This window comes from Novosphingobium sp. FW305-C-30-35, from assembly GCF_058783135.1.
In genome coordinates this window covers 2,812,770-2,839,749 of the sequence record NZ_JBYSYJ010000001.1, presented here as the reverse complement: position 1 = coordinate 2,839,749, position 26,980 = coordinate 2,812,770, and the positions used below count along the sequence as shown (strand labels likewise).

The 26,980-nt window shown below is 63.9% G+C and carries 22 protein-coding genes and 1 pseudogene; 11 read left to right on the top strand and 12 right to left on the bottom strand.

The features are described 5' to 3' along the window. Positions 1–45 precede the first annotated feature (45 nt). Positions 46–936: pseudogene (locus AC3WLM_RS14090) on the top strand (IS91-like element ISCR8/ISPps1 family transposase); the annotation flags it as partial. Between the two features lie 107 nt (positions 937–1,043). Here the strand turns inward: AC3WLM_RS14090 and AC3WLM_RS14085 are convergent. The 6 genes from AC3WLM_RS14085 to istA form a co-directional block, all read right to left on the bottom strand. Further along, positions 1,044–2,441, bottom strand: a complete 1,398-nt coding sequence (locus AC3WLM_RS14085; protein ID WP_492477674.1) for an APC family permease — start codon at positions 2,439–2,441, stop codon at positions 1,044–1,046. 172 nt (positions 2,442–2,613) lie between these two features. Further along, a complete protein-coding gene (locus AC3WLM_RS14080) occupies positions 2,614–3,189 on the bottom strand; it encodes an Lrp/AsnC family transcriptional regulator (RefSeq protein WP_492477673.1) in 576 nt (191 codons plus the stop codon). Positions 3,190–3,350: 161 nt separating this feature from the next. Continuing rightward, on the bottom strand, positions 3,351–3,761 hold the full coding sequence (locus tag AC3WLM_RS14075; RefSeq protein WP_492477672.1) for a RidA family protein: 411 nt from the start codon (positions 3,759–3,761) through the stop codon (positions 3,351–3,353). Positions 3,762–3,787: 26 nt separating this feature from the next. Then, on the bottom strand, positions 3,788–5,200 hold the full coding sequence (locus AC3WLM_RS14070) for a flavin monoamine oxidase family protein (protein ID WP_492477671.1): 1,413 nt from the start codon (positions 5,198–5,200) through the stop codon (positions 3,788–3,790). Positions 5,201–5,461: 261 nt separating this feature from the next. Continuing rightward, entirely contained in the window at positions 5,462–6,190 is a 729-nt protein-coding gene (istB, locus tag AC3WLM_RS14065; protein ID WP_492478075.1) for an IS21-like element helper ATPase IstB, read from the bottom strand. Beyond that, positions 6,177–7,691: an IS21 family transposase gene (istA, locus tag AC3WLM_RS14060; protein ID WP_492478074.1), complete on the bottom strand. Its 1,515-nt coding sequence runs from the start codon at positions 7,689–7,691 to the stop codon at positions 6,177–6,179. Before istA ends, istB begins: the two co-directional genes overlap by 14 nt. 52 nt (positions 7,692–7,743) lie before the next feature. On the opposite strand from istA, the gene AC3WLM_RS14055 reads away from it, so the two are divergent. After that, positions 7,744–8,349, top strand: a complete 606-nt coding sequence (locus AC3WLM_RS14055; protein WP_492477670.1) for a GIY-YIG nuclease family protein — start codon at positions 7,744–7,746, stop codon at positions 8,347–8,349. A gap of 378 nt (positions 8,350–8,727) precedes the next feature. On the opposite strand, the gene AC3WLM_RS14050 is transcribed toward AC3WLM_RS14055, so the two are convergent. The 4 genes from AC3WLM_RS14050 to dapA all read right to left on the bottom strand — a co-directional run bounded on the left by AC3WLM_RS14050 (position 8,728) and on the right by dapA (position 13,285). Next, entirely contained in the window at positions 8,728–11,160 is a 2,433-nt protein-coding gene (locus AC3WLM_RS14050; protein WP_492478131.1) for a response regulator, read from the bottom strand. An 8-nt stretch (positions 11,161–11,168) separates the two neighbouring features. Continuing rightward, positions 11,169–11,729 (bottom strand): DUF2062 domain-containing protein, encoded by a 561-nt coding sequence (locus AC3WLM_RS14045; RefSeq protein ID WP_492477669.1) that lies wholly within the window; start codon positions 11,727–11,729, stop codon positions 11,169–11,171. A gap of 105 nt (positions 11,730–11,834) precedes the next feature. Continuing rightward, positions 11,835–12,317, bottom strand: coding sequence for an SsrA-binding protein SmpB (gene smpB, locus AC3WLM_RS14040; RefSeq protein WP_039334817.1), 483 nt, complete (start codon positions 12,315–12,317; stop codon positions 11,835–11,837). 86 nt (positions 12,318–12,403) lie between these two features. Beyond that, entirely contained in the window at positions 12,404–13,285 is an 882-nt protein-coding gene (gene dapA, locus AC3WLM_RS14035) for a 4-hydroxy-tetrahydrodipicolinate synthase (RefSeq protein WP_039334815.1), read from the bottom strand. A gap of 100 nt (positions 13,286–13,385) precedes the next feature. On the opposite strand from dapA, the gene AC3WLM_RS14030 reads away from it, so the two are divergent. From AC3WLM_RS14030 to AC3WLM_RS14010, 5 genes are all read left to right on the top strand, one after another. Further along, on the top strand, positions 13,386–15,404 hold the full coding sequence (locus AC3WLM_RS14030) for a lytic transglycosylase domain-containing protein (protein WP_492477668.1): 2,019 nt from the start codon (positions 13,386–13,388) through the stop codon (positions 15,402–15,404). Between the two features lie 640 nt (positions 15,405–16,044). Beyond that, positions 16,045–16,530: a transcription elongation factor GreB gene (gene greB, locus AC3WLM_RS14025; RefSeq protein ID WP_039334807.1), complete on the top strand. Its 486-nt coding sequence runs from the start codon at positions 16,045–16,047 to the stop codon at positions 16,528–16,530. A 16-nt stretch (positions 16,531–16,546) separates the two neighbouring features. Further along, positions 16,547–17,176 (top strand): phosphoglycerate mutase family protein, encoded by a 630-nt coding sequence (locus tag AC3WLM_RS14020; RefSeq protein ID WP_039334971.1) that lies wholly within the window; start codon positions 16,547–16,549, stop codon positions 17,174–17,176. Continuing rightward, positions 17,176–17,355, top strand: coding sequence for a DUF4169 family protein (locus tag AC3WLM_RS14015; RefSeq protein ID WP_492477667.1), 180 nt, complete (start codon positions 17,176–17,178; stop codon positions 17,353–17,355). Before AC3WLM_RS14020 ends, AC3WLM_RS14015 begins: the two co-directional genes overlap by 1 nt. Next, positions 17,352–17,834 carry a hypothetical protein gene (locus AC3WLM_RS14010; protein ID WP_039334801.1) on the top strand — a complete coding sequence of 161 codons (483 nt, stop codon included), beginning with the start codon at positions 17,352–17,354 and terminating at the stop codon, positions 17,832–17,834. Before AC3WLM_RS14015 ends, AC3WLM_RS14010 begins: the two co-directional genes overlap by 4 nt. 52 nt (positions 17,835–17,886) lie before the next feature. Here the strand turns inward: AC3WLM_RS14010 and AC3WLM_RS14005 are convergent, their stop codons facing one another. Continuing rightward, positions 17,887–18,558 (bottom strand): outer membrane protein, encoded by a 672-nt coding sequence (locus AC3WLM_RS14005; RefSeq protein WP_492477666.1) that lies wholly within the window; start codon positions 18,556–18,558, stop codon positions 17,887–17,889. 246 nt (positions 18,559–18,804) lie between these two features. On the opposite strand from AC3WLM_RS14005, the gene rlmN reads away from it, so the two are divergent. Next, positions 18,805–20,094 (top strand): dual-specificity RNA methyltransferase RlmN, encoded by a 1,290-nt coding sequence (rlmN, locus tag AC3WLM_RS14000; RefSeq protein ID WP_427466471.1) that lies wholly within the window; start codon positions 18,805–18,807, stop codon positions 20,092–20,094. Positions 20,095–20,098: 4 nt separating this feature from the next. Here rlmN and AC3WLM_RS13995 read toward each other — a convergent pair whose 3' ends face one another. After that, positions 20,099–22,609 carry an EAL domain-containing protein gene (locus AC3WLM_RS13995; RefSeq protein WP_492477665.1) on the bottom strand — a complete coding sequence of 837 codons (2,511 nt, stop codon included), beginning with the start codon at positions 22,607–22,609 and terminating at the stop codon, positions 20,099–20,101. Between the two features lie 277 nt (positions 22,610–22,886). Between AC3WLM_RS13995 and AC3WLM_RS13990 the strand changes: the two genes are divergently transcribed. From AC3WLM_RS13990 to AC3WLM_RS13980, 3 genes are all read left to right on the top strand, one after another. Continuing rightward, the gene (locus tag AC3WLM_RS13990; protein WP_039334795.1) at positions 22,887–23,705 is read left to right on the top strand and encodes an alpha/beta fold hydrolase; all 819 of its coding nucleotides are present in this window, start codon (positions 22,887–22,889) and stop codon (positions 23,703–23,705) included. Between the two features lie 81 nt (positions 23,706–23,786). Beyond that, the gene (locus tag AC3WLM_RS13985) at positions 23,787–25,097 is read left to right on the top strand and encodes an FAD-dependent oxidoreductase (RefSeq protein ID WP_492477664.1); all 1,311 of its coding nucleotides are present in this window, start codon (positions 23,787–23,789) and stop codon (positions 25,095–25,097) included. Between the two features lie 113 nt (positions 25,098–25,210). Next, positions 25,211–26,959 (top strand): N-acyl-D-amino-acid deacylase family protein, encoded by a 1,749-nt coding sequence (locus AC3WLM_RS13980; RefSeq protein ID WP_492477663.1) that lies wholly within the window; start codon positions 25,211–25,213, stop codon positions 26,957–26,959. Positions 26,960–26,980: the final 21 nt, after the last annotated feature.

Here is a 26,980-nt window from a genome sequence, read left to right as displayed (position 1 = left end):
CAGGAATGAAGGGGTCAATTTTAGACGCCGATCACCCCGCTATGGGGGTCAATTTTGCACGCCGCTCCACACATCGATGCGGCTACCGTGGCCCCAGTGCAGACCACACTGCAAAAACGCATCCTGCGCGCCTTCGTTGCTCGGGGCCTGCTGGAGAACTGTGACGCCAAAGACATGCTGGGCTACAAACACAGCGGCTTCTCGGTGGATGCGGGGGTGTGCATCGAAGCCCACGACCGCGCTGCGCTGGAGCGGCTGCTGCGCTATTGCGCGCGTCCACCGTTTTCCATGGAGCGCCTACGCAAAGAGGGAAGCAAACTGGTGTACCGCTGTGCCAAACAGCGCAGCGAGCCCACCAGTGACAAGCGTGGTGCCAAGGCAGATGAGCTGCACCTCACACCGCTGGAACTGATCGACCGCATCGCCGCGCTGGTGCCACCGCCACGCACCCACCGGCACCGCTACTTTGGTGTGCTGGCACCAAACTCGCCGCTGAGAGCGGCGGTAACGGCGCTGGCTCAGCCTGCTGCGTCGCAACCAGCCACGGTGGAGACTGCACAACCTGGCGCGGGCGTACCTGGGGTGGCGGCGCCGGGCAACGCGGCCACACCCACACCCGAACCTGAAGCACGCCCGAAGCGAGCGGCGCATTACTTGTGGGCGGTGCTGATTACCCGCATCTACGAGGCATTTCCGCTGCTGTGCCCCATGTGCGGTGGGCAGATGCGCATCATTGCCTTCATCACCCACAGCGCCGAAATCCGCCACATCCTGAACCACATCGGGGTGGAGTCTGCCCCCCCGCACATCACCCCGGCACGCGGGCCACCGCTGTGGGAGGGCTGCGACGCGCCGGTGGATGATGGTGCGCAAGGCGAGCCGGATTGGGATCTGGCAGCTCAACCCGACGAGGTAGACCAGCGCGTCAATTGGTGACCCAGTGAAGCGGCGGTATCCATCGCTGCGGGGAAGCAGCTGCGCGCGCGCCAGGCCCAAATGCATACTGCCTCCCAAGCTCTTGCCATTGAGCGGCAAGCGAGCGCTCAACCTTCCTTGGCCGAACGTGTTTCGAGGCCCAAAACTCGTGCCATACTTGGCCTCATGCGGTTGAATTTCCTATCCGTGAGCGACATCACGAGCACCCAGAGCAGGCCGAGCGACGCGAGGACCGGGGCGATCAGCCGGACGAGGATGCCCGGCCGGGGCTGCCGCGAACGACCGAAGTACACGATCGCGGAGATCGAGGCGAACGCCATCATCGCGAGCACGGCGAACCCGAGGATGCCGATGAGCGGGCCGAACACCTGGAGGACGGGGTCGAGATTGAGGACGGCCGCAGCGACGATCGCCACGAGCGTGACGATCGAGAGCACGAGCGAGGCATTCGAGGGCACCCGGTGCGTGCCGTGCACGCGTCCCACGAACGCAGGGAGCAGACCCGAGGACCCCATGCTGAGCTGGTAGCGGGTCACCACGTTGTGGAAGGAGAGCGCGCCGGCGAAGATGCTTCCCAGCAGCAAGGCGTTGATCACCGCTGAGAACCACGGTCCGATGTACTCATCCGCGAGGGCGAAGAGCACACCCGCGGGGTCGGCCGCAACGAGGGCCAGGACGTCGGCGGTGCCGGCACCGGTCACGATGGCAGTCGCGACGAACGTGTACAGCAGGCCGATCGCCAAGGCGGCTCCGTACGTCGCCCGAGGAATCGTGCGGCCCGGATTGCGCGCTTCGCCCCGGAACACCGCGGTGGCTTCGAAGCCCACGAAGCACAGCACGGCCCACATGATCCCGCTCGCGGGCGACCCGTGCGCGAACGACTGGACGGGGTTGAGCGCCGCGGCTGCGAATCCTTCCTTGCCGCCGCTGATGAAGATGACCGTGGCCAGGATGACCATGACGGCCCCCTCCAGGATCAGCAGCACGGCGAGCACTCGCGAGCTCAGGTCGATGTTCCGGTACCCGAGCAGGGCCAGAAGTGCGGCGGCGACAATGGACCACAGCCACCAGGGCGAGTCTGCCCACGGCGTGAACGTGGCGACCAGGTCGCTCGCGAACGGACCGGCGTAGACCGCGAGCGCGATGACCGTCAACGAGTACGCCCCGAGGGCGAGCATGGCCGCCGCATTTCCGGGAATTCGGCCGAGCCCCGCGGCGATGTACGCGTAGAAAGCTCCAGCGTTGGGGACGTACTTGCTCAGCGCGGTGTAGCCGACGGCGAACAGCAGCATCAGCACCGTGGCCACGACGAAGTAGACGGGGGCCGCGAAGTTATCCGAGAACAGGAAGGACAGGGGCAGCACGCCCGCCGCAGCGGTGAGTGGCGCGGCCGCTGCCAAGACCATAAAGACGATCGACGGCGAACCCAGCGTCTGACGCAGGGCTGGTGCGCCCGGTTCGCTGGTGTTTCCCGACTGCAGTGGCTCGTTGGCGCGCAGCTTCATTGCTTCAGGCTCATTCACGAGTCTCTCCTTTTACATTGGTTGTTCTTGATCCGAGCAGAGTAGGGACGCCGAAGAATCGCGTCGAATACCGAACTCGGTGCTGATTGTTCCGACTGCGCGAATAATGATCGCGAGTCGATTGGGCCAGTTGTCGCCGTGGACAGAGCGGAGGTCAGTCGAAGACGCCGGGCGAGTCGCTCGAGGTGTCGATCGGGCGCCGCACTTCGTCGAATCCCTTGAGGTTGTGCATGTAATCCGCCCCGAGCGCGTGTTCGAAGACGATGCTCGTGCGGGTGGAAGCCACGATCGGATGCATGCTCACCTCAGTGGCCACGATGTCTCTGAGTTGATCGGTCGAGGTGCAGACCAGGTGGATGAGGAAGTCCTCGTTTCCACCCATGTAGTAGATGCTCAGGACGCTCGGGAGCTGGGCGATCAACTGCGCGTACTCCTTCACGTGCGGACGTGCCTGGGCCCGGAGCCTGACGAAGACCATCGCCTGCACCGGCAGACCGACTCTCCGCAAGTCGACTTCAGCGTGCACAGACTTGAGGACGCCCGTCCGCTTCAGGGCCGAGACCCGAGCCGACACCGTCGACGGCGATACCCCCAGGAGTGTCGCAAGCGCGGTGATCGTGATCCGGCCGTCCCGGATCAACTCCCACAGGATGTGTTCGTCCAGTTCACCGACCTGCTCGGGCTCGGGACTCGTGCCCTGACTCAGATTGCTCAACTGCTTGTCGTCCATCTCGTTCACTTTCAGTGCCCTGGGGGCCCTGCCGCACCGCCGGCGGCGTTGCCGGCAGAGCCCCTGCGAAGACAGCTGCGTCGTCGTCGTGCACTGATCATGCCCGCTCGCCTGCGGCTGCGAGAAGCGGATGCCGCCGCAGGCAATCGTGGGAAGAAACGCTAGCGCGAGGCCCTCGCGATCGCACTGATCTCGACGACGACGCCCGGAATCGCCAGGCCGCTGACCCCGAGCGCGGTCCACGCCGGATACGGCGGTTTCACGAACGAGTCCTTGACCTCCGGGAACCAGTCGAAGATGCCCGCGACATCGCCCACGTGGTGGCTCGTGATGCTCACGATGTCGTCGAATCCCAGCCCTGCCTCGGCGAGGACGGCGCCGATGCCCTCGAACGCCAGGCGAGCCTGCTCGGCCGGGACCTCGGGAGCCTCGCCAGAAGCATCCGCACCGATCTGACCCGAGATGAAGAGGAGGCCGCCGGCCTCGAATCCGGGTGCGAAGCCGTACTCTTCGGCGAACTCGGCCATCGACGGGGGGATGATCGGCCGGCCCCCGGCGCGCTGGCCGGTCACAGCGCCAGCCCCTCCAGCGGCCCGGCTCATCGTTCGCCCTCTCGCGCCGAACCGGCGAGGATCTCCTGGGCGATCGCGGCGGCCGCCTTCTGGCCAGCCCGCACGCCACCCTCCATGTAGCCCGACCACTGGTACGAAGCCTCGGTACCGGCGAAGTGGATGCGGCCGATCGGGTCGCGCAGCGCGGCACCGAAGTTCGACATCACGCCCGTGGGCATGTAGGTGACGGGGCCGCCCCTGGCCCATTCCTGCTCGGTCCAGTTGGTCTCGTGGTAGTAGCTGGGCTCGGCCGCTTGCGGGCCGAACGCCTTGACGAGCACGTCGATGAAGCCCTGCTTCCGCTCCTCGGGCGACTTCGCCGACCAGCGGTCGTAGTGCGTGCCGCCGACGAAGCCGATGAGCGCCGAGAGCGAGTCCATCGGCTTGGTGCCGTCGAGCACGAAGACGCCCATGTCGTCGGTGTCGACGAGCGCCCCCGAGTTGCCCTGCTCGACCCAGAACGTGCTGGGGTAGCGCGCCTGGATCTTGAAGTAGCGGCCCATGGGCGCGCGCGCCTGGAGCTGCGCCCGCGAGGTCGGCAGGGCCGGCTCGAAGCGGATCTGGTTCGCGGCGATGGGCGCCATGGCGATGATGACGTTGCGGGCCCGGAGGCTGCGCTCCCCCGAGAAGACCGTGATGCCGTCATCGTCCTGCGCGATACGGGTCACCGGCCAGTTGAGGAGCACCTTCTCGCGCCCGATGGCGTCGGCGATGCGCCAGCTCACCTGAGCGGCGCCCCCGACCCACCAGGCCCACTGCGCGCCGTCGCGCGTGCCCATGAGCTGGGCGACGCCTTCGCACTCGCTGACGTAGTAGGCCCAGTAGAGGAGCGAGACCTCGGAGGCGTCGGCGCCGAGGAACACGTTCACGAAGAGCGTGTGGAGGCGCTTGACCTCGGGGTGCTCGAAGGACTCCTCGATCCACGTGGCGACGGTCTTGCTGTCGAGCTCCGCGGCGTCGGGCGAGGCCCAGGGCTCCTCATAGCCGACTCGGTCCGCGAGGGCGTCGAGCGCCTCGAGCGATGCCTCGTACTCGGCGGTGAACAACAGGCTGGGGTCGAGCTTCTCGTCGGGTGCCCGGTGCACGTTCCCGAGCATCATGTAGGTGTCGTCGCCGGGCTTGCCGGACGGCGTCATCTCGAGACCCAGGCTCGTGCCGAGTTCGATGAGGTGCTTGTGCGTCTCGCCGATGAACATGCCGCCCTTGTCGAGGGCACCGCCCGGCATACCTTCCGGCTCCGTCCAGGTGCGTCCGCCGATGCGGTCGTTGGCCTCGACGATGAGGACCTCGACGCCCTGGTCGTGCAGCGACTTCGCGGCAGCGCTGCCGGAAATGCCCGCGCCGATGACGATGACATCCGCGTCGTAAGTGGTTGGCGCAAAGCCGTTGGTGTTGACCATTGCTCTCTCCTGCTTGTCGTTCTCCTGCGGCTCACTGCACTGCTGTGTGCTCGTGTGTCAACCGGCGCGCAAATTTGACCCCCTATCGGCGTCCAAAATTGACCCCAGCTGATTGTTGTTTTGGCGGTTATCCCGGTAGTCCATAGGAGGGCCCCGCGGACGACGACGCGCGCCGTCAGGAGCGCTGGCGGCGGCGTCCGTGGGAGGTACCTGTGGACCCACCGGGTTAACCGCCGGGGATGGGGGTCCGGGGGAAGGGGTTCAGCTGCGGTGTTTGAACCGCCAGCTGTCGTTGCCCGTCTCGATAATATCGCAATGGTGGGTAATGCGATCGAGCAGCGCCGTCGTCATTTTGGCATCGTGGAACACGCTCGGCCATTCGCCGAACGCCAGGTTGGTGGTGATGATCACCGAGGTCTTTTCGTAGAGCTTGCTGATCAGGTGGAACAGCATCTGGCCGCCTGATCGGGCGAACGGCAGATATCCCAGCTCATCAAGCACGACGAGGTCGAGCCGGGCTAGTTGCGCTGCAAGGCTGCCTGCCTTGGCCTGACGGGCCTCTTCCTCGAGCCGATTGACCAGATCGACGGTGTTAAAGAACCGCCCTCGTGCCCCGGCACGGACCACGGCGGCAGCGATGGCAAGGGCCAGGTGCGTCTTGCCGGTGCCGGTGCCGCCGACCAGCACGATATTACGCTGTTCAGGCAGGAACGATCCGGCGTGTAGAGAACGAACCAGCCCTTCATTGATCGGTGTATCGTCGAACACGAAGCCATCCAGATCCTTGATCGCAGGCAGGCGGGCTGCGGTCATGCGGTAACGGATCGACGCTGCTTCGCGGTGTGCAACTTCAGCATGCAGGAGGTCGCCCAACATCTCCATCACGGAGCGGTCGCGGCGGATGCCATGGGTGACCGCATCGTCGAAGGCTGCGACCATGCCCTTCAAGCCCAGCCCCTTCAGGGCGCTGATCATCTCATGCCGCTGCATCAAGGCCTCGCACCGTGTCGTAGCGCGCGCAGTCGGCAATGGGCGGATGCTTGAGCTTGAGGTCCACCACGACGTCGATGGGCTGCGCTACCTGCGGTTCGCGTCGGCGCGACAGGATATTGAGGACCACTTCGTCGTTGACCGCGCCTGCCGCCAAGGCTTCGCGTATCGCGCCCTCAACCGCGGCAAGGCCATCGTCGATCACGGCAGCCAGTACCCGCACAAAGCGCCGGTCGGCATCGTCGCTCCTGCCTAGCTTGCGACGCAGCTGTGCCAGTGCAGGCGGCAGCTCCCAGTCATGGAACGGCGCGCCGTTGCGCCAGGCGCCGGGCTTGCGCGCGAGCACTGGCAGATAATGCCAGGGATCCAGCACGGTCTGGTTGCGTCCGAACATGCGGGCATGCTCAGCGACCACCTTGCCGGCATGGCGGATCACGATCCGGTCGGCATAGGCGCGTACCTGCACCACCTGCCGAGCGGCACTGGCCATGACCGAGTAGCGGTTGCGATCGAAGCTGACGAGGCAGGTCGCGGTGGCAACATGTTCGCTCTCGAAGAACCCGTCGAACGGCACGGGCAGTGGCTGCAACATGGCGCGCTCCCTCTCCAGGGCCGCAGCGATGGTCGTGTCTTCCAGGTCCGGGTGGGCATAGCGCTCGGCCCAGCGCCGGCACTCGGCCTCCAGCCAGGCGTTCAACTCCTCGATAGTGGCAAAGCGCAGGCGAGGCTTGAACAGTCGCTCCCTGCCAGTCTGGACCTGGTTCTCGACCTGGCCCTTCTCCCACCCCGCCGCCGGACTGCAGGCCACAGGCTCCACGCCGTAGTGGTCGGTCATGATCAGGAACCGTCGGTTGAACATGCGCTCCTTGCCGGTGAACACGGTCGTCACCGCGGTCTTCATGTTGTCGTAGATGCCCCGGGTGGGCACACCGCCGAAGAAGGCAAAGCCGCGCACATGGGCATCGAACACCATCTCCTGCGTCTCGCGCGGATAGGCCCGTACGAACGGTGCGCGCGACCAGCACAGCCGCATATGGGCCACCTTCACCCGCATCGGCTTGCCTGCAATCTCGACGTCCTCGTGGCTCCAGTCGAACTGGTAGGCCTCGCCGGGGCGGAACAGCAGCGGGATGAACACCTTACTCATGTCCCCGGCATCCACCCGGCGTTCCCGCTTCCAGCGCGCCGCATACCGCCGGACCGCATCATAGGAACCGGTGAAGCCCTCCCGCTCCAGCAGATCGTGAAGCCGGGTCAACCGTAGCCGATCACGGCGGGGCCGTTCCTCGTTCTGTTCCAGTAACTCATCCAGGCGCTCCCGGAACGGGCCGGTCTGCGGACGTGGCTGCTCTCGCCGCTCATAACTGAACTGCGCCTCGGGTGCCCGGATCGCCTTGCGCACCGTATTGCGCGACAAATGCATATCCCGCGCGATCGCCTTGATCGGTTTACCCTGCCTCGCTTCTCGTCGGATCTTCGCCGTCGTCTCCACAATCAACATCCCCATCCCCCACCGCTTGGAAATCCCAAACGGCGGTGCCTCACACCCAGGAATGAAGGGGTCAATTTTAGACGCCGATCACCCCGCTATGGGGGTCAATTTTGCACGCCGCTCCACAATCTTCGACAACGGCACGCAAAGCGGGATGCTGATGCGATCGCTACAGCGCCAGCTCAATGAAGATGATGCCGGGCGGCGTATTACCGACCCCGCGCCTGGCCCCCTGTTCGCCGACAAGGCGGAGGACGGCGAAGCCGAAACGGGCACCATCTATGTGCTACGGAGCAAGTCGGATCATCCATTCGTCACGGAGCACCGGGACGTAATCCATAAGATCGGCGTGACCAGCGGCTCGGTCGAAACACGCATCTCCGGAGCGGACAAGAACTCGACTTATCTGCTTGCCGGCGTGGACATAGTGGCGACCTACAAGATTTACGGCGTGAACTGCCAGAAGCTCGAAAGCTTGATACACAAGGTTTTCGCGGCTGCGCAGCTCGATCTGACCATACCTGATCGCTTCGGTCACTTGGTCAAACCTCGGGAGTGGTTTGTCGTGCCGCTGCAGGTGATTGACGAAGCGGTCGAACGAATCAGAGACAGAACCATAACCGAGTTCCGCTATCAGGCTGCCGAAGGCCGTCTGATCCGAACCTAATGCGAGGACAGCGCAGGGCAAAGAAGTCTCGGTTCAAGAAAATTGTGGGCGCGTGGGGGTAACATTGGGGGTATCGCCTCAGACGCCACCCGAATAATCGTCGTTATTCCGCCATTTTTACGGCATTGTTCGAATCCCTTCCGCTCCACCACTTCATACGATGGGATGCCGGCCCTCCAATGACCTCGTGGCGTCGTTTACCTGACCCGACGTAGCGCGGCGAGGCGTGACAGGTTAGCCGTAAGGCACTAGCGCGATTGTGTTGCCCGCTCCTCGATGGTCTCGTCGAGACAACTCGATGGATGGTCGGGTCGGGGACGGAGGCGCGCAGAAACGCTGTGACCTTGATGATGACGATGTTCGGAATCCCCGGAGTCTTCAGCGTACCCTGAGGACCTTCTCCACCTCGTCGCAGATCTGCTGGACGGAGAAAGGCTTGGCGAGAAAATGCATGTTCGGGATATCGATCTCGCGGCGTAGCTGCTCCTCGGCATAGCCCGACATGAAGAGGAACGGCATGTCCGGGCGGAGTGCCCGAATCTCACGGGCCATGGCCGGGCCATCCATCGTCGGCATGACCACGTCGGACACGACCAGATCGAACTGCCCCCGGCCGATCGCCTCGAGCCCTTCCTCGCCGTCCGCCGCCGTGGTCACCTCATAGCCCTGGCGCACGAGCGCACGCTCGGCAACGGCACGAACGGTGTCCTCGTCCTCAACCAGCAGGATCCGGCCGCCGCCTGACCATTCCCGCTTCGGTTCGGGGCTTGCTAACTGGCGCGCGGGCGCTTCGCTGGCATCGGGTACATGGACCGGGAGATAGATGCTGAAGCGGGTAAACTTGCCCACCTCGCTTTCGGCAAAGATGAAACCGCCGGACTGCTTCACGATGCCGTACACGGTGGAAAGACCAAGGCCGGTGCCCTTGCCTTTCTCCTTGGTGGTGAAGAACGGCTCGAAGACCTTGCCGATCTGCGACGGCTTTATGCCGTGACCATTATCTTCGACGACAAGCGCAGTGTAATCCCCGAGCGGCAGGATCTCGCTTTTCATAGCGCGCACGTCAGCCGCCGTCACCCGCCGGGTCATCAACTTGACCACGCCACCGCCCTTGGCCCCCGTAGCGGCTAGTTTGTCATTGATGGCATCACGCGCGTTGACGGCCAGGTTCAGCAGCACCTGTTCAAGCTGTGTGGGGTCTGCACGAACAAAGCCGAGGTCGCGATCGTGCACGACCTCGAGCGTGATCTTCTCGCCGATCAGACGCTTCAGCAGTGCGGAGACTTCGGCGACCACGTCGGGCAACTGCAGCACCTGCGGCCGCAATGTCTGCTGACGTGAGAACGCAAGAAGCTGCCGCGTGAGCGATGCTGCGCGGTTCGAGTTGGCCTTGATCTGCTGGATATCGTCGTAATCGCTGTCGCCAGGCGTGTGGCGCATCAGCATCAGATCGCAGTAGCCGATGATCGCGGTAAGCACGTTGTTGAAATCGTGCGCAACGCCACCGGCAAGCTGGCCAACGGCCTGCATCTTCGTCGCCTGCGCGATCTCACGCTTGAGCCGGGTTTCTTCCGAGGAATCCTTGAGGCTGAGAAGGACGGCCCCTTCCCCAAGCCCGCGCACACCCGCAAGGCTGAGCGAGACCGGCTCGTCCGGTGCGGCACGCAAGCGCACGGCCACGTCGCCTGCGGTTGCCTGCCCTTGCGCATAGCGGCGCACGGCATCGACCAGCGCGCCCTTGTCTTCCCGGATGACAAGGTCCGACGGATATGGCGGCGGGATCGTATCGTCATGCCCGGCAGCGCGCAGGAATGCGGCGTTGGCGAAAAGGAAGCGCCCGTCACGGTCGGTCATCGCCAGACCCAGCGGCAGGCGGGCAAGCAGCGCCTCGATCTGCGGAAGGCCCGCCGTGACATCGCCGATGCCCTGCCCGAAGCCGCCGTTATCGATCAGCAGGAACAACGAGGTTGTGCGTGATGGATCGGTGTTGGCGACGCCATCGGGGTCGGCCACCGGCACGTGGACGAGCTTGACCGGCGTGCCCTTGCCGCCCTCGCGGGCGTAGTAGATGCGGTCGCTTTCGTCGCTGGCGAGGAACGAGACGAAATCGGCGCCTGCCATCTGGGCACTGACCGAACCGGTCGCGCGCTGGGCGAAGGCTGCGTTGGCCGCGAGGATCACGCCTTCGGGCGAGACCACGGCCGCCTGCAGCCCCTCGCGGGCGAGAGCGCGGCCGACCTTGCCGGCGATGTGCCCCGCCATGTCTGCCACAAGATCCTGCGTGACGACCGGCACGAAGCGCCAGACGAGGTAGTCCTCGCCCCGGCCGACGCGCTGAATCTCTGCCGTCCACGTGCCTTGGCTGGACGCAACGCCGTCGGCCTTTGCAGAGCCATCTCGCCACGCGGCTCGCGTTGCAGCTTCGAGCAACTCGACCGAGCCGCGCTCGACCGGAAGACGTGGCGGTGCGGCGGTGATACCGAACCAGGCCCCCATCAGGCCATTGGCGCAGACCAGCCGCCCTGCCCTGTCGGTGATGGCGATGCCCACATCGTCGCGCGCGATCGCGGCATTGGTGACCGTCCAATCCGGAGCGGCGAAATCCTCGGTAACTGCATCCTGGCGGGGGCGAAGCAAAACGCGCAAGGCTGCGCCGATGACAGTGCCCCCTCCTGCAAACCCGGCGGCGAGCAGCGGTTGGCCGGAGATCCCCCAAAGCGCTGCAGCGCTTACCGCAACCGCGCCTGAAAACATGAGCCAATCGCGCAAGGGCACGGTGGCCGTGACCACTGCCCCCCCTCCGCTGACCATGCTCGCCATCAGTCGGGAAAGTCCCGGGCGGCGGCCCGCATGTTGCGCACCTTGCGCTTGTGCGCGGTCCACCAGCGCCAACCGAACGCTGCAAGGACATAGCCGATTGCGGCCGAAACGACCGAAATCAGGAAAAGCCCGATGACAAGGGACGGCGCCGCATCCGATCCAAGCCAGACGAGCCATTCGCCGATGCCCGCGCCTTTGGTAACCATGGCCTGCACGGTGGAGAAGTCCGCGTGGAAACCGAAGCTGTTGCCCACGGCAATGGCGCCTGGAAGGAACACGAACAGCGTTGTCGGCGGGATCGAGATGAAGGTCATCAGCACGGCAAGCGGGATGTTGCCCCGGCACGGCACGCACATCAAGGCCGCACCGATGATCTGGATGCCGGGAATCAGCGCGAAGATGCCTATGAAAAGTCCGGCGGCGACTCCGCGTGGCACCGAACGGCGCGTGAAGCGCCACAGTTCATGCCGGGCGGCAAGCGGGCGCGCGAAGCGGTTCTGCTCCATCTGCTCGCGCGTTGGCATGTTGGCCCGCGCCCAGTTGACGATCCGCTCGAACATTGCGCGTCTGTTGTATCCGTTTCCCGTCCGCCCCGCCACGGGCCCGTTTGTTCGCTTAGACCGGATTTCCTTGCCGGTCGGTGAAGTGCCTCACCCCGGATCGACCTAGCCGTGGTCCTTCATGATCCGCGCCTTGTCGCGCTTCCAATCACGGTCCTTCATCGTCGCGCGCTTGTCGGCGACGTTCTTGCCCTTGCACAGCGCGAGCTCGACTTTCGCGCGACCACGGCTGTTGAAGTAGATCGAAAGCGGAACCAGCGTCATGCCTTTGCGCTCGACCGCGCCGGTAAATTTGGCAATCTGCCGTTCCTTCAGCAGCAACTTGCGCGGGCGCTTGGGCACGTGGTTGAAGCGGTTGCCGTGGCTGAATTCGGGCACGTTGGAGTTGACCAGCCAGACTTCGCCGCCCTTCACCTCGGCATAGCTTTCGGCAATCGATCCTTCACCGAAACGGAGGGATTTGACCTCGGTCCCGGTCAGCACGATGCCGGCCTCGTACTTCTCCTCGATGAAGTATTCGAAGCGGGCGCGCCGGTTTTCGGCGACGATCTTCTTCTTGTCGAATTCGGGATGTACGGGACGTGCCATGATGTGGCTGCATGTAGGCGCTGGCCCGACAAAGCGGAAGGGGAACTTCGCACTTTGTCGGGCAGCAGTTTTCCGGACGCGACGCGTCAGATCAGGCCGGCATGCTGCAGCGCCGCGTCGACCGCCTTGCGGGCCGCGTCGTTGCAGGGAACCATGGGCAGGCGCAGTTCGTCCGAGATATCCGGGAAGACGCGGCTCAGCGCGTACTTGACCGGGCCGGGCGAGGCATCCTCAAACATCGCGTAGTGGAGCGGATAGAGCTTGTCGTTAAGCTCGCGCGCCTTTTCGAGATCGTTGGCGGCACAAGCGGCCTGGAACTCGGCGCAGAGCTTCGGCGCGACGTTGGCGGTGACCGAGATGCAGCCCACGGCACCGGCAGCGTTGGCCGGGAGCGCCAATTCATCGTCGCCCGAAAGCTGGCAGAAGTGCTTGCCGATGCCCATGCGATGATCGGTCACGCGCGACAGGTCGCCGCTGGCGTCCTTGATGCCGATGATCTTCTCGGGATAGCGCTTGGCCAGCTCGCACACGGTTTCCGGCAGGATGTCGGTCACCGTACGGCCGGGCACGTTGTAGAGCACGATCGGCAGGTCGTTGTGCTCGGCAAGGTAGCTGAAGTGAGCAATGATGCCCGCCTGGCTTGGCCGATTGTAATATGGCGCGACGCAGAGCGCCGCCTGGGCACCACACTTCTTCGAGAAGTTCATGTGCAGCAGCGCGTTCATCGTATCGTTGCTGCCGCAGCCGGCAATTACCGGAACGCGGCCCGCGGCCTGTTCGACGCAGACTTCGATGACGCGGTGGTGTTCGGCATTGGACAGGGTCGATGCCTCGCCGGTGGTGCCGCAGGGGACCAGCGCCGACGATCCGTTCTCGATCTGCCAGTCGACGAGGCGGCGAAACGCTTTCTCGTCAAACGCTCCATCGCGAAATGGAGTCACTAGGGCCGGAATCGAGCCGGAAAACATGGACAATACCCCTCAATTTACCCCATGATGCGTTTCGGTTCATCGTGATCCGAACCCGCTGGGGGCCTGTTCAGCGCGTGATAAGGAGCCGCTCCATAGTATGTCCGGCATGGACGTGAAAGCCTTGATGTTGCGCTGGGGATTTGCCGGGGTTCTGCTCCAGACGGTGGTCGCCTCGAGCGCAGTGCACGCGAGCGGCGCCGACGGTGCCGATGGATCCGACTGGGACCGCGCCCGCGCCAATCTCACCGCCAGTCAGGGTGGGCCGATGATGGCTGCTGTGGAACGATGGAAGCTGCTGTCCAGTTCCAACCGCTTCAGCTTTTCCGATTACTCGAATTTCGTGCTGTCGTATCCCGGCTTTCCCGACGAGGAGAAGCTGCGGCGCTATGCCGAGCTTTCGCTGGAACGCGATTTTGCCGAGCCTTCGCGGCTGGTTGCCTATTTCAGCCAGAAGCCGCCGCTGACCAACCTTGGCCGCGCCCAATATGCGCTGGCGTTAACGCAGCTCGGTCGGCCCGAAGCGCGGGAAGCCGCGCGGGCGGCTTGGCGCGGTGGGGCGATGACCGATGCGGCCGAGGCCGCTCTGCTCGCCGCATGGGGCACCAGCTTCACGCCCGACGATCACGATGCGCGGATGGATGCGTTGCTGTGGTCTGGATCGACTGATCAGGCGGCACGGCAGATCGTCTGGGTCAGCCCGGCGCGCAAGGGCATCGACAGCGCGCGGCTGGCGGCGATGCAGGGGGGCGATCCCTATGGCCTGTTGGCAGGGGTTCCTGCGCAGCAGTTCAATGCCGATCCCGGTTTCATTTTTCAGCGCGTGCGCCAGTTGCGCAAGTCTGGCCAGGGCGCAGCAGCGCGCGATCTGCTGTCCAACCGTCCATTGCTCTCTCGCAAGCCGCTTGATCGCGACAAGTGGGTCGAGGAACTTCTGGTCAACGCGCGTGGCGCGGCGACGTCGGGCGATGCCCGCGCGGCCATGCGCATCGCAGCGGGGATCGACGATGCCTTTGCGCCCGGTGAGGACGTCAGCCAGCTGAATTACGGGCTGCGCGACGACTATACCTCGCTGATGTGGCTGGGCGGAACGCAAGGGTATTTCAACGCCGGCGACTTTGCCGGGGCGGCGCCATTGTTCTGGCGCTATGGCGCCGCGGCGCGCACGCCGGGGACGCGCTCGAAGGGCTTCTACTGGGCCGGAAAGGCCGCAGCGCGGGCCGGGCAACAGGCCGAGGCCCGGCGGTACTTCGAGATGGCGGCGCAGTATGGCGACCAGTTCTATGGCTTGCTGGCGCTGGAGAGGCTGGGCCGTCCGGTGCCGCAATTTGCCAGGGACTCGAACGTCCAACCCTCACCCGATGAACGTAGCCGCTTCTACAGCCAGCCACTGACACTGGCCGTGCGCGAGGTCGCCCGCAATGGCGACTGGAAGACGACCGTGCGCTTCTTCAAGGAAGTGGCCGAGCAGCAGCAGACCGAAGCGCAGCACATGATGGTGGCGAACCTGGCGCGTGAGTTGGGGCGGCGCGACCTCGGCGTGATCGTCGGGCAGGCAGCGGCGGCGCGCGGCTACCTCGATTTCCAGCACATCGCCTTCCCGCTGATCCCCGTGCCGCCGGGCTATGAGGCGAAGTGGACCGGCATTCACGCCATCAGCCGGCAGGAAAGCCAGTTCGCGCAGAACGCGGTCAGCCATGCCGGCGCGCGCGGGCTGATGCAGCTGATGCCGGGCACGGCCAATGAGCAGGCGGGCAAGCTGGGGCTGTCGTACAACGCTTCGGCGCTGACGCAGGATGCAGGATACAACATCCAGCTCGGCTCGGGCTATTTCGCGCGCATGCTCGACTATTATCGCGGCTCTTGGCCACTGGCCGTGGCGGCCTACAACGCTGGCCCCGGCAACGTGAACAAGTTCCTGCGCGCCAATGGCGATCCGCGCAATGGCGGTATCGACTGGGTGGAATGGATCGAGAAGATCCCGCTTTCCGAGACACGCAACTACGTCCAGCGCGTGCTGGAAAATGCGGTGGTCTATGAGGCGATGAACCCGCAGTATGCAAGCTATCGCGGGAGCAATCCGATGAGCTACTTTATCGGGAAGCGGGAACCGGGGTGAGCGAGGCTACGCTGATCTTGGGCAGGTATTTTGAGCATGGTATACGGTCGGAAGAAGAGCTTCATGCTGCAATGGTCGGACTGGACCAGTTCGACAATGGCGAGATCGCGTCTCTGACGATTGAACCGAAGAGGTACATTCGCGCCAAGCGTTGCGGGTTGTATTGGTCAGTCACGGCACGCAGTGGCAGCTTATTAACGCTTGCCTCATTCAGGGCAGATTCGACCACCGAGTATTCGGCGCGTGTTGTGCAAGAGGCACAGGCCATGCCTTCACTACGGGATCGGATACGGGCCGCCTTTAAGAGGGTGCCGGAGCAAAGCCTTTCGACCGAGCAGGTGAGAACGCTGTTCGGAGAGTTTTTCGGCGGCCGAAGGTATACAATCCCTCGGTCTGGCGCTTGAGAAGCGGGATCCCGGGTCAAGCCCGGGATGGGTTAGTGTTGAGGCCGCAGTTCTCTATCCTACCTGTTTTTGCGGAGCACAAACGGGGAGGTGTCAGCGGTGCAGCCGGTGACGGAGGGATTCTTTCTCTTGCCCCTCCACCAACCGCTTCGCGGGCGGTCCCCCTCCCCATTTGTCCTGCGGAAAAATGGGGCGGATTTGTTGTTTAGATTCTCGTCCTCGCCCACAAACGGGGCATGAAACCTGACGGTCACCCCATCACTCCCGCCGGATTTGCGGCACTACGCGCGCGCTATGACCACCTTCTCGGCACTGAGCGCCCGGCCATCGTCGAAATCGTTAGCTGGGCTGCCGGCAACGGCGACCGGTCGGAGAACGGCGATTATCTCTATGGCCGCAAGCGGATGCGGGAGATTGATCGGGAACTGGCGTTCCTTGCGCGGCGGATGAAGGCGGCGCGGGTGGTCGATCCCGCGCGGCAGGAGGATCGGTCGCGCGTGCTGTTCGGAGCCTGTGTCGAGATTGCCGACGAGGACGACAACCGCAAGGTTCTGACCTTGGTCGGCGATGACGAGCAGGATGCCTCGAAGGGGCTGATCGGATGGAGCGCGCCGATTGCCAAGGCCTTGCGCGGGGCGCGGGTTGGCGATTTGCGTGTGGTGCGGTTGCCTTCGGGCGAGAAGGAGTGGGAAATCATGAGCGTTTCCTATCCCGAAGCCTAGCGCTATGAGCGTTCCCATGAAACGGGGTCGCTTCTACATCATGCGCCACGGCGAGACGGTCTATAATGCGACGCGTCGGCTGCAGGCGAACCACATCCACACGCCGCTTACGCGGCAGGGCTTCGAGCAGGCGGTGGCGATGGGCTGTGCGCTGCGGGCCGAACTGGGCGAGCGACCACAAGTGACGCTGCATATCTCCGACACCGGGCGCGCCTTGCAGACGGCGGCGCTGATTGCCGAGGAACTGGGGCTAGACTGGTTCGCCGGGCAGCGGACGATGGATCTCAAGGAGATCGACATGGGATCGTGGTGCGGCCGATCCTACAGTGATGTCGAGGACGAGGTCGGCCCGATCGTGATCGAAGACCACCTGCTGCGTCCGGCGCCCGATGGCGAGGACTACCCGATGATTGCGGCGCGGCTGAACCGCTGGCTCGAGGGGTTGACCGACGAGAGCGGCGATCACATCGTCGTGATGCACGGCATCTCAAGCCGCGTGTTGCGCGGGATCATGGCGGGCTATCCGGTGCATCCCCTTCACGGCGCACCAATTGCGCCGTCGCTCGTGCAAGGTTCAATTGCGCTGATCCAGGACGGCGAAGAATCGGTCCTGTTCGGCTCGGAACGCGGGATCGAGCACGCCTGATGGGCGATGTCGTCAATCTCCGAGCAGGGCGCAAGGCCAAGGCGCGGGTTTCGCGCGAGGTTGAGGCGCAGGCCAACCGGGCCAAGTTCGGGCGGACCAAGGGCGAAAAGCTGCGCGAGGCGCAAGAAGCGGAACGAGCAGCAAGACAGCTCGATGGCGCGAAACGGGAGGAGCCGTGAGGCGGCTGCTGGTTCTGGCAGCACTGGTGCTTGGCGGGACCGCCGTCGCGCGCGACAGCTTGGGCGTGTTCGGCACTTGGGGCGCGTTTCGCGATCCGGGTGTGCCGCGCTGTTATGCGATTGCCATGGCGGAGAAGGTCAACGGGCGGGAGCAGACTTTCCAGCCCTACTTCACCGTGGGCTACTGGCCCAAGCGCGGCATTCGCGGTGCAGTGCATTTGCGCCTTGCAAGGCGCCTGGCGCCGGGGTCGTCGGTCAACGTCTCGTTTCCCGAAGCCAACTTCACGCTGCAGGCGGGACAGGCCGATGCCTGGCCGATGGACCAGCGCGCCAACGCCGGGATCGTAGCCGCCTTGCGCAGCGCGCCGCGCGTGGTGGTGACAGCGCAAGGGGCGGACGGACGGAGGTTCCGCGATGTATACACGCTTGGCGGTGCAGCCTCTGCCATGGATGCAGCGGCGCTGGGGTGCGCCGGATAGGAAAAGGGCGAGCCCTGGCGGCCCGCCCTTCCCTTGTCTTCAAGCTTGAAGCTTAGAAGCGGATGCCGACGCCAGCAGTCACCGAGTGACGGTCGGTGTCGATGTTGAAGCGGCTCGAGTCCGGCGTGTCGCCGTTGAAGTCGAATTCGCCTTCGCTGTAGTTGGCGTACTTGTATTCGAGCTTCACGAAGGCGTTGGTGCCGATGTTCTGCTCGACGCCCGCGCCGACGCGATAGCCGTCGGTGTCAAGGCGCTGGCGCAGATTGGTCGTGCCGTTCGTGCCCTGCAGGTTGTAACGGGCGTTGCTGTAACCACCCTTGACGTAGACCATGGTGCTCGGGCTCATCGCGTAACCAAGACGGGCACCGACATAGTACTGGCGACCGGCTTCTACGCGGCCAAGATTGAACACGTTCGGCTGGTCGTTGTTGTTGTCCCAGCTGGCGCTGCTGTCGGTGATTTCGGCTTCGGCGCCGGCAACCAGGTTGGTGCCAAGCGGGATATCGTAACCGATGGCAGCACCGTATTCGACGCCGTCGATCGACTGCTTCAGATCACGGTCGCCGTCGACGTCTTCGCTGCTGCCCGAGCGGTTGTGGTCGTAGCCGACGAGAGCTTCAGCGCGAAAGCCGCTGAAGCTCTCGGCAGGGGTAGCGTCCTGCGCGTACGCAGGGGCGGCGGCGATGGCGGTGCCGGCGGCGAGAATTGCGCAGATCTTCTTCATGTCTCACTCCATTCGAAAACTTCCTGCCGGTCCTGTTGTCGTTGCGACCCGACAGTGACCGGTGGAATGAGCGGAACTGCATCCGGTTTCCTGAACCTCACACAACAGGAAACCGTGACATTTCAGCCACATAAAAAGCGATGAAGTGCAGCACACGGGCGATGAAATACTGGAACACCAACGTCCCCAAGGCGTTCGCGCGAGCCTCGGTTTGCGCCCGGGGCCTCGAATCACTATATGCGCGCGATGCAGAGCCAGATCGATCCCAGCCCCTCGCTTCCCGCCAACATGCCCATTGCTGGGCACGTTGATCCCGTTCCGGTGCCGCGCGAGGTGACGCCGCGCGAGGATGGACGGGTGGACCTCATCGGCCTGCCGAAGAAGCAGATCGCCTCGCTATTCGAAGCCGCGGGTCTTGATGCCAAGGCGGCCAAGCTGCGCGCGAAGCAGGTGTTTCACTGGCTTTATCATCGCGGCGTGACCGACTTCGAAGCGATGACCGACATCGCCAAGACGATGCGCCCATGGCTGGCGGAGCGCTTCGTGATCGGTCGCCCGGACATTGTCGAGGCGCAGGTTTCGACCGATGGCACGCGCAAGTGGCTGCTGCGCACGGCAGACAAGCACGATTTCGAGATGGTGTTCATCCCCGATGCGGATCGCGGCACGCTTTGCGTTTCGAGCCAGGTCGGCTGCACGCTCAATTGCCGCTTCTGCCACACTGGCACGATGCGCCTGGTGCGCAACCTGACACCGGGGGAGATCGTCGGCCAGGTCATGCTCGCGCGCGATGCGCTGGGCGAATGGCCCAAGGCTGGAGGTACGATGGCCGGGCTCGACTTCGACGATGAAGACGAGGAAGCTGCCAGCGCCTACACCCCCGATGGTCGCCTGCTGACGAACATCGTGATGATGGGCATGGGGGAGCCGCTCTACAATTTCGACAATGTGCGCGATGCGCTCAAGCTGGTCATGGACGGCGACGGGCTCGCCCTGTCGAAGCGTCGCATCACGCTCTCGACCAGCGGCGTCGTGCCGATGATGGAGCGCTGCGGCGAGGAGATCGGGGTGAACCTCGCGGTCTCTCTCCACGCGGTGACCAAGGACGTGCGCGACGAGATCGTGCCGATCAACCGCAAGTACGGCATCGACGAACTGCTGCAGGCCTGCTCTGACTATCCCGGCGCTTCGAACGCCCGCCGCATCACGTTCGAGTACGTGATGCTGAAGGACAAGAACGACAGCGACGACGACGCGCGCGAGCTGGTGCGCCTGATCCGTCAGTACAAGCTGCCAGCCAAGGTCAACCTGATCCCGTTCAACCCCTGGCCCGGCGCACCCTACGAGTGCTCCAGCCCGGAGCGGATCAAGAGCTTCGCGAATATCGTGTTCGAAGCCGGGATCAGCGCACCGGTACGCACGCCACGCGGGCGCGACATCGACGCAGCCTGCGGGCAGTTGAAGACGGCAGCTGAGAAGAAGAGCCGCGCCGAACTCGACCGTCTTGCTGAAGAGAAGATGGCCGCGCTCGGCTGAGAAGTCATCCCACTTTGCGCTGAACCACCGGCTCGGGTTCGTTCTTGACCGGTGGAATGCCCGATACGGCAGCAATGCGCCCGCCCTCGTCGAGCCGCAGCGGCATGGAGAATTCCACGCCCATGCGGTCATCGCTTGACCAGCGGCAAGTTGCCGTAACCACGTGGTTCTCTGCCAACAGTACCCGGAAGATCGTTCCCGGAGGCACGTTCCACAAGCCTTCGATCAGCGCCCCGGTCTGGCTGATATTGCGGACCATCGCGTTGTAGCGATGGCCGCCGTGATCGAGCACGACCTTGCGCAGCATGGACTGGCGCGCGGCGCGTGCGGAACGTGGCCCTTGAGCGATAGCCATGAGGCCGGTCGAAAGACGGGCAGCGGCGTTCATCGCCGACAGCGGACGCTCGTAGATATAGCCCTGCACGTGGCTGCAGCCGAGCATGCGGACGAGGTCAAGTTCGTCCAGCGTCTCGACACCTTCGGCCGTCGTTTCCATGCCCAGTGCCTCGGCAAGGCTGACGATCGAGGCGATGATCGCGCCGTTGCGGCTGCCGGGTTGCGTCGCGCCGCGCACGAAGCTCTGGTCGATCTTGATCTTGTCGAACGGCGCAGACCGCAAGTAGCCGAGCGAGGAATAGCCTGTGCCGAAATCGTCAAGCGCCAGGCGCACGCCGATGGCTTTCAACGACTTGAACATCTGGTCGGTGCCCTCGTCGTCATTGAGGAACACGCTTTCGGTGATCTCCAGTTCGAGGCGTTCTGCTGCCACCTGCGAACTTGCCAGCGCGTTGGTGACGATCACTGGAAGCGACGGATTGGCGAACTGTAGCGGTGACACGTTTACGGCTACGCGCACGTTATCGGGCCAGCGCGCCAAGTCCTGACAAGCGGTGCGCAGCGCCCACTCGCCAATCGGCGCAATCAGACCGGTATCTTCTGCGATGGGTATGAACCGGCTCGGGCTGATCCAGCCGTGCTCGGGATGGTTCCAGCGCAGCAGCGCCTCGAATCCGGTAATCTTCTCGGTCGCTGTCTGCACGACTGGCTGATAGTAAAGCTCAAGACCACCATTCGAGACCGCATCGCGCAGGTCTTCTTCCATCTGGCGGCGCTCTTCGGCATCGCTGTGCAGGTCCGGCGCATAGAAGTGGAAGCGTCCGCGTCCGCCATCCTTGGCGGCATAGAGCGCCAGGTCGGCATTGCGGATCAGCGCCTCGCTGGTCACGCCATCGTCCGGCGCCAGCGCGATGCCGACCGAAGCGCCGATCATCACGCGGCTGCCCTCGATTGAGTAGGGTTGCGACAGGCTCTCGATGATGCGCTGGGCCAGATGGCCAAGTTGCTCGCGCTCGATCTTGCCAGGCAAAATCACCTGGAATTCATCGCCACCGAGGCGGCCGACACGGCCCATCTTGCCCACGACCCGCTCCAGACGCTGCGCGACCTGCTTGAGTAGCGCATCGCCGGCGGGATGGCCTAGCGTATCGTTCACCTGCTTGAAGCGATCAAGGTCGAGCAGGAAGACCGTGCAGGCGCGCTGATGCAGTTGCGGAGCGAGAAGGATCTTCTCCAGCGTCTGCGACATGCGGAAGCGGTTGGACAGGCCTGTCAGCGAATCAAAGTGCGCCAACCGCGAAGCATGCTCCTGCGAACGACGCTTTTCGGTAAGGTCCGTGCCCGAGCCGCGGAAACCGGTGAAGTTGTTGAACGTGTCGTAGGTCGGCCGGCCGGTGATCGACCACCAGCGTTCCTCTTCCGCTGTCGCTGCCCGCACCGCAAGTTCGCCGAAGCTGGATCGCGCGGAGAGGTGAAAGGCCAGCGTACGTTCGCCTTCGCCCGATTGCTCGGACAGGTTGAACAGCTCGGCAAAGGGACGGCCGATCAGATCGTCGACCTTGCGACCGAGAATCTCGGCAACGGGTGTGGAAAGATATGTCAGCTGACCACGACGATCAGTTTCCCAGAACCAGCCCTGCCCCGTCTCTTCATAATCGGAAAGAATTTCCTGTGCGCGGGTGGATGCGCGCTGGTCGTTCTCCAGCTTCTCGCGAAGCAGCAGGTCGATCTTGCGCTGGCGCAGGTAGGCTGCGACGGCAATCGCAACACCTACCAGCAAAGAGAAGTAGCCACCGAACGTGCTGGCGACACAGGTTACGCCCGACCACACTGAGATCTGAGCGGCAAGCACGCCCACCAAGCGGCCCGAGAGCACCACTGTCGCCAGCAACGAAACAGTTGCCACTGCGACGAGGCAGTAGAACCAATCGATCTGACCCGAAGTGCCCCAGACGCCCATGGCAGAGCCAAACAGAAACATGGGTAAGGCAACTGCCACACCCATCAGTGCCATCCGCTGCCCGGTCTCCATCTCGCTTTGCGCTTCACGGCGCACCGCGAGCTTCGAAAGGTGCGCCGCAATAGCGGCGACAACCGCCAAGAGTGCTGCAAGCGGGTTCGGGATCACCAGGTTGAAACCGGCAACCAGCAGCGGAAGCACCAGCATGACATAGGCCATTTGCGGCCATTCCGGTGCTATCAGGCGGTTCGCCGAATCGCTGCCAAACAGAAAACTGGCCCCTGCTTCGGGCGCTGCCGGGACGACAGGACGTTCCCGCCGGCGCGTACGCGCGAAGTCGCGCGTGGCAGTTTGCCTGTTTGGTTGAGTTTCAGCGTCTCCCGGCATGGCGCGTGTTTGCACGACGGTGCTTTGAGAAAGCGTTAAGCGATCCGCATTCGTGTACTTTTGCTGCGAGTGCGAAGGTGCTAGTCAGCGGCTGTAGCGTGGGGTCATAGTGAACAGTACACCGAAACAATCAAAGATCGGCGTTGCCGGACGTCGTCTCAACATTGCGCGCTGGCACGAAGGGGCCGGAAGAGGCCAATATCGCCCTCTGCTCATGCTCAACGGTATCGGCATGAACCTCGAACTGCTTGCCCCCGTCGCCCGGGCGCTGCCAGAGCGCGAGGTGATCTGCTTCGACATGCCGGGCATCGGTGGCTCGCCCGATCCAGTACTGCCCTATACGATTCCGAGCATGGCGCTGACCACGGCGTCGCTGCTCGATCTTCTGGGCATCGAACAGGTCGATATCCTCGGGATCAGTTGGGGCGGCGCGCTGACCCAGCAATTCGCCTTCCAGCACCGCGCACGGACTGGGCGGATCGTTCTTGCGGCCACGGCATCCGGCGGCGCGACCATGGTGCCCGGCAATAGCTCCATGCTCGCCCACCTGTCCGATCCACGTGAGTACACGGTAGAGCGGACACTGCGCCGAAACCTCGCCTCGATCTATAATGGTGGGGGCAGCGGAAAGGTCTCGCTCAATGCGGCCAAGGCGCCCTCGCCGCTTGGCTTCTCATATCAGATGATGGCGTTTGCGACATGGAGCAGCGTGCCGTTCCTGCCGCTTCTGTCCATGCCGGTGATGATCATGGCCGACGAGGAGGACCAGCTGGTTCCGGCCTCTAATGCCCATTTCCTTCACAATGCCATTCCCCACAGCCGGATCGAGATGTTCCACGGCGGTGGTCACCTGTTCATGCTGTCCCAGCGTGACCGCTTCATCGAAAAGCTGCGCGCCTTCCTGGACGAGGATATCCACCGCGGCTGATCGTGAACCTCGCTGGCCCGCTTTCCTTTTGCTGTCTTGACGATAGCATCGAAGAAAGACTCGAAAGGCTGAGGAGAGGCCATGCGGCATATCGCGATCGTCGGTTCGGGACCGGCCGGGTACTACACCGCGGAAGCCGCGCAAAAGCAGTGGGGCGATGACGTCCGCATCGACATCTTCGACATGCTGCCGGTGCCCTACGGCCTCATTCGCTTCGGGGTCGCGCCGGATCACCAGTCGATCAAGGGCGTAACCCGGCGCTATGAACAGACCGCGCTTGCCGACAACGTGCGCTTCGTCGGTAACGTCAAGGTTGGCCAGGACGTCTCGATTGCCGAACTGCAGGGCCTGTACGACGCGGTCGTGCTTGCCACTGGCGCGCCACGTGACAAGGACATCGGCGTTCCGGGCGACCATCTGAAAAACGTCTTCGGCAGCGCGGCCTTTGTCGGATGGTACAATGGCCACCCGGAATTCGCCGCGCTCGATCCTGATTTGTCCGGCCACACCGCCGTAGTCATCGGCATGGGCAACGTCGCACTCGACGTGACGCGCATCCTTTCCAAGACGCGCGAGGAGTTTGCCGGAAGCGACATCGTGGCGCACGCGCTTGAACGGCTGATGGCCTCGAAGATCAAGCGAATTGTCATTCTCGGGCGGCGCGGACCTCACCAGATCATGATGACGCCCAAGGAACTGGGTGAGCTTGGCCACCTTTCCCGCACCGCCCCGTGGGTGGATCCGCGCGACTTGCCCGAAGAAGTGGAAGACGCGCTGCTTGAACCGGGCATCCGCAAGTCCGTGACACATTTGCGCTCTTTCGCGGCCATCCCGGAAAGCCATCGCGCCGACCTGCCGCTGGAGGTGGAATTCGATTTCTTCGCCTCGCCCCAGGGGCTGATGGGCGAAGGCCAGGTGCAGGCGATTTCCGTTGAGCGCACGCGTATCGAGGCGGGCCGCGCGGTCGGCACAGGCGAGTTCTACGAAATTCCGGCGAACCTGGTGATCTCGTGCATCGGATACCAGACTTCGCCGATCGAAGGCGTGCCCTTCGATGATCGCGCCGGCCGCTTTGCCAATGACGAAGGGCGCATCCTCCCCGGCCTTTATTGCGTGGGCTGGGCGCGGCGGGGGCCTTCGGGCACGATCGGCACCAACCGTCCGGATGGCTTCGGCATCGTCGAAATGATCGCCGAGGACTTTCCCCAGAGCCAACGCAAGACCGGGCGCGTTGGCTTCGATGCCCTCGCAGCGGCCCGCAAGCTGGACGTGGTCAGCTTCGACGACTGGAAGAAGATTGAGGAAGCCGAAACGTTGCGCGCACGGGACGATGCTCCGCGCGAGAAATTCGTGGACGTCGAAGAGATGATTAGGGCCAGCGGCCATGATTGATGCAACGCTCCGCCCGCACAGTTGACCGTCGGGCAAACCTCTGACTTAATCGCCCGGTTAACGCGACAGGCGACCAGCTTGAGTCGGCCTGCGCGGGGAGAAGGAGCCAGCTTATGCCAGCCTATGACATGATCATCCGCAATGGGACGATCGTCGACGGAACCGGCGCGCCGCGCTTTACCGGTGACGTTGCCGTAAAAAATGGCCTAATTGCCGCCGTCGGCACTGTGCGCGGCGATGCTGCCGAGGAGATCGATGCCACCGGCCGTGTCGTTGCGCCGGGGTGGGTGGACGTACACACGCACTACGATGGTCAGGCGACTTGGGACGCCGAAATGGCGCCTTCTTCCTGGCATGGTGTGACCACCGTGGTCATGGGCAACTGCGGCGTCGGCTTCGCCCCCGCCGCGCCTGATCGCCACGATTGGCTGATCGGCCTGATGGAAGGCGTGGAAGACATTCCGGGCACTGCGCTGGCCGAGGGCATGACCTGGGACTGGGAGACTTTCCCCGAGTACCTCGATGCGCTGGAGAAGATGCCGCGCGCGGTCGATATCGGCACGCACGTGCCGCATGGGGCGGTACGCGCATATGTGCTGGGTGATCGCGAGAAACCGGGTGCAATCCCGACCGAGGACGACATCCGCAAGATGGCAGAGATCGTCGAGGAAGGTGTCCGTGCCGGCGCGCTCGGGTTTTCGACCAGCCGCACGGTGATCCACAAGTCGGTCGACGGTGAAGTGGTCCCCGGCACCACGGCCACGGCGGAAGAGCTGATCGAGATCGGGCGCGCGATGGGCCGTGTTGGCCATGGCGTGTTCGAAATGGCTTCCGACATGCGCCGCGAATGGGATGAATTCGGCTGGATGGGGGCGCTCAGCCGTGAGACCGGGCTGCCCGTCACCTATGCGGCGCTGCAGTCCATCGCCAAGGAAATGCCGCTCGAGGAACAGATTGCGGAAATGCGCCGCCAGAACGCGCAAGGGGCAAACATCGTCGCCCAGATCGCTCTGCGCGGAAACGGCGTGATCATGGCCTGGCAGGGCACGATCCACCCCTTCCGCTTCCGGCCAAGCTATGTGGCGATTGCCGACCTACCATGGAAAGAGCAACTCGCCCACCTCAAGGACCCGGCCTTCCGCGAGAAAGTCCTGTCCGAAGCAAACGAGTACCCGGAAAGCGACATCATCGGCCTGCTGATGATGATCTCGCAAGGCTGGCACAACCAATTCATCATGGACGACGGCTTCGATTACGAGCCGCAGGCCGAAGCCAGCGTGCTCGCCCGTGCAAAGTCGGCAGGCGTTGCGCCGGACGCCTATGCTTACGACAAGCTGATGGAGAATGACGGAACCGGCTTCATCTACCTGCCGATCCTGAATTACGCCGATGGCAACCTCGATTTCCTGGAGGCATTGCAAGCATCCGAAGATACCGTGAACTCGCTCTCCGATGGCGGAGCGCATTGCGGAACGATCTGCGACGCGGCCAGTCCGACGTTCATGCTACAGCATTGGGTCCGGGATCGCCAGCGTGGCGGCAGGATCAGCCTGGAACATGCCGTGAAGCGCCAGTGCCACGATACGGCGAGGCTCTACGGGCTGGACGATCGCGGCATATTGGCACCGGGATACCTGGCCGATATCAACATCATCGACTTCGACAACATCAAGTTGCTCAAGCCTTGGTTGGCGTTTGACCTGCCTGCGGGCGGCAAGCGCCTGCTTCAGAAAGCCGAGGGGTATGACTACACCATCAAGGGCGGCAAGGTGACGTTCCGCAAGGGAGAATGGACCGGGGCGACGCCGGGCGTGCTGATCCGCGGCCCGCAGCGGGCGGAGCTCCTCGAAGCAGCAGAATGACGCAGGCAGGCCCGCCCCTTC

What these genes read in the sequence shown, in the direction of transcription:
- istA (WP_492478074.1), bottom strand. Translation starts at nt 7,691, where the DNA reads ATGTTGATTGTGGAGACGACGGCGAAGATCCGACGAGAAGCGAGGCAG.
- AC3WLM_RS14015 (WP_492477667.1), top strand. Translation starts at nt 17,176, where the DNA reads ATGGGCGATGTCGTCAATCTCCGAGCAGGGCGCAAGGCCAAGGCGCGG.
- AC3WLM_RS13995 (WP_492477665.1), bottom strand. Translation starts at nt 22,609, where the DNA reads ATGGCCTATGTCATGCTGGTGCTTCCGCTGCTGGTTGCCGGTTTCAAC.
- dapA (WP_039334815.1), bottom strand. Translation starts at nt 13,285, where the DNA reads ATGTTTTCCGGCTCGATTCCGGCCCTAGTGACTCCATTTCGCGATGGA.
- AC3WLM_RS14085 (WP_492477674.1), bottom strand. Translation starts at nt 2,441, where the DNA reads ATGAAGCTGCGCGCCAACGAGCCACTGCAGTCGGGAAACACCAGCGAA.
- AC3WLM_RS14030 (WP_492477668.1), top strand. Translation starts at nt 13,386, where the DNA reads ATGTCCGGCATGGACGTGAAAGCCTTGATGTTGCGCTGGGGATTTGCC.
- rlmN (WP_427466471.1), top strand. Translation starts at nt 18,805, where the DNA reads ATGCAGAGCCAGATCGATCCCAGCCCCTCGCTTCCCGCCAACATGCCC.
- AC3WLM_RS14020 (WP_039334971.1), top strand. Translation starts at nt 16,547, where the DNA reads ATGAAACGGGGTCGCTTCTACATCATGCGCCACGGCGAGACGGTCTAT.
- AC3WLM_RS13985 (WP_492477664.1), top strand. Translation starts at nt 23,787, where the DNA reads ATGCGGCATATCGCGATCGTCGGTTCGGGACCGGCCGGGTACTACACC.
- smpB (WP_039334817.1), bottom strand. Translation starts at nt 12,317, where the DNA reads ATGGCACGTCCCGTACATCCCGAATTCGACAAGAAGAAGATCGTCGCC.
- greB (WP_039334807.1), top strand. Translation starts at nt 16,045, where the DNA reads ATGAAACCTGACGGTCACCCCATCACTCCCGCCGGATTTGCGGCACTA.
- AC3WLM_RS14080 (WP_492477673.1), bottom strand. Translation starts at nt 3,189, where the DNA reads ATGGACGACAAGCAGTTGAGCAATCTGAGTCAGGGCACGAGTCCCGAG.
- AC3WLM_RS14055 (WP_492477670.1), top strand. Translation starts at nt 7,744, where the DNA reads ATGAAGGGGTCAATTTTAGACGCCGATCACCCCGCTATGGGGGTCAAT.
- AC3WLM_RS14070 (WP_492477671.1), bottom strand. Translation starts at nt 5,200, where the DNA reads ATGGTCAACACCAACGGCTTTGCGCCAACCACTTACGACGCGGATGTC.
- AC3WLM_RS13980 (WP_492477663.1), top strand. Translation starts at nt 25,211, where the DNA reads ATGCCAGCCTATGACATGATCATCCGCAATGGGACGATCGTCGACGGA.
- AC3WLM_RS14045 (WP_492477669.1), bottom strand. Translation starts at nt 11,729, where the DNA reads ATGTTCGAGCGGATCGTCAACTGGGCGCGGGCCAACATGCCAACGCGC.
- istB (WP_492478075.1), bottom strand. Translation starts at nt 6,190, where the DNA reads ATGCAGCGGCATGAGATGATCAGCGCCCTGAAGGGGCTGGGCTTGAAG.
- AC3WLM_RS14050 (WP_492478131.1), bottom strand. Translation starts at nt 11,160, where the DNA reads ATGGTCAGCGGAGGGGGGGCAGTGGTCACGGCCACCGTGCCCTTGCGC.
- AC3WLM_RS14005 (WP_492477666.1), bottom strand. Translation starts at nt 18,558, where the DNA reads ATGAAGAAGATCTGCGCAATTCTCGCCGCCGGCACCGCCATCGCCGCC.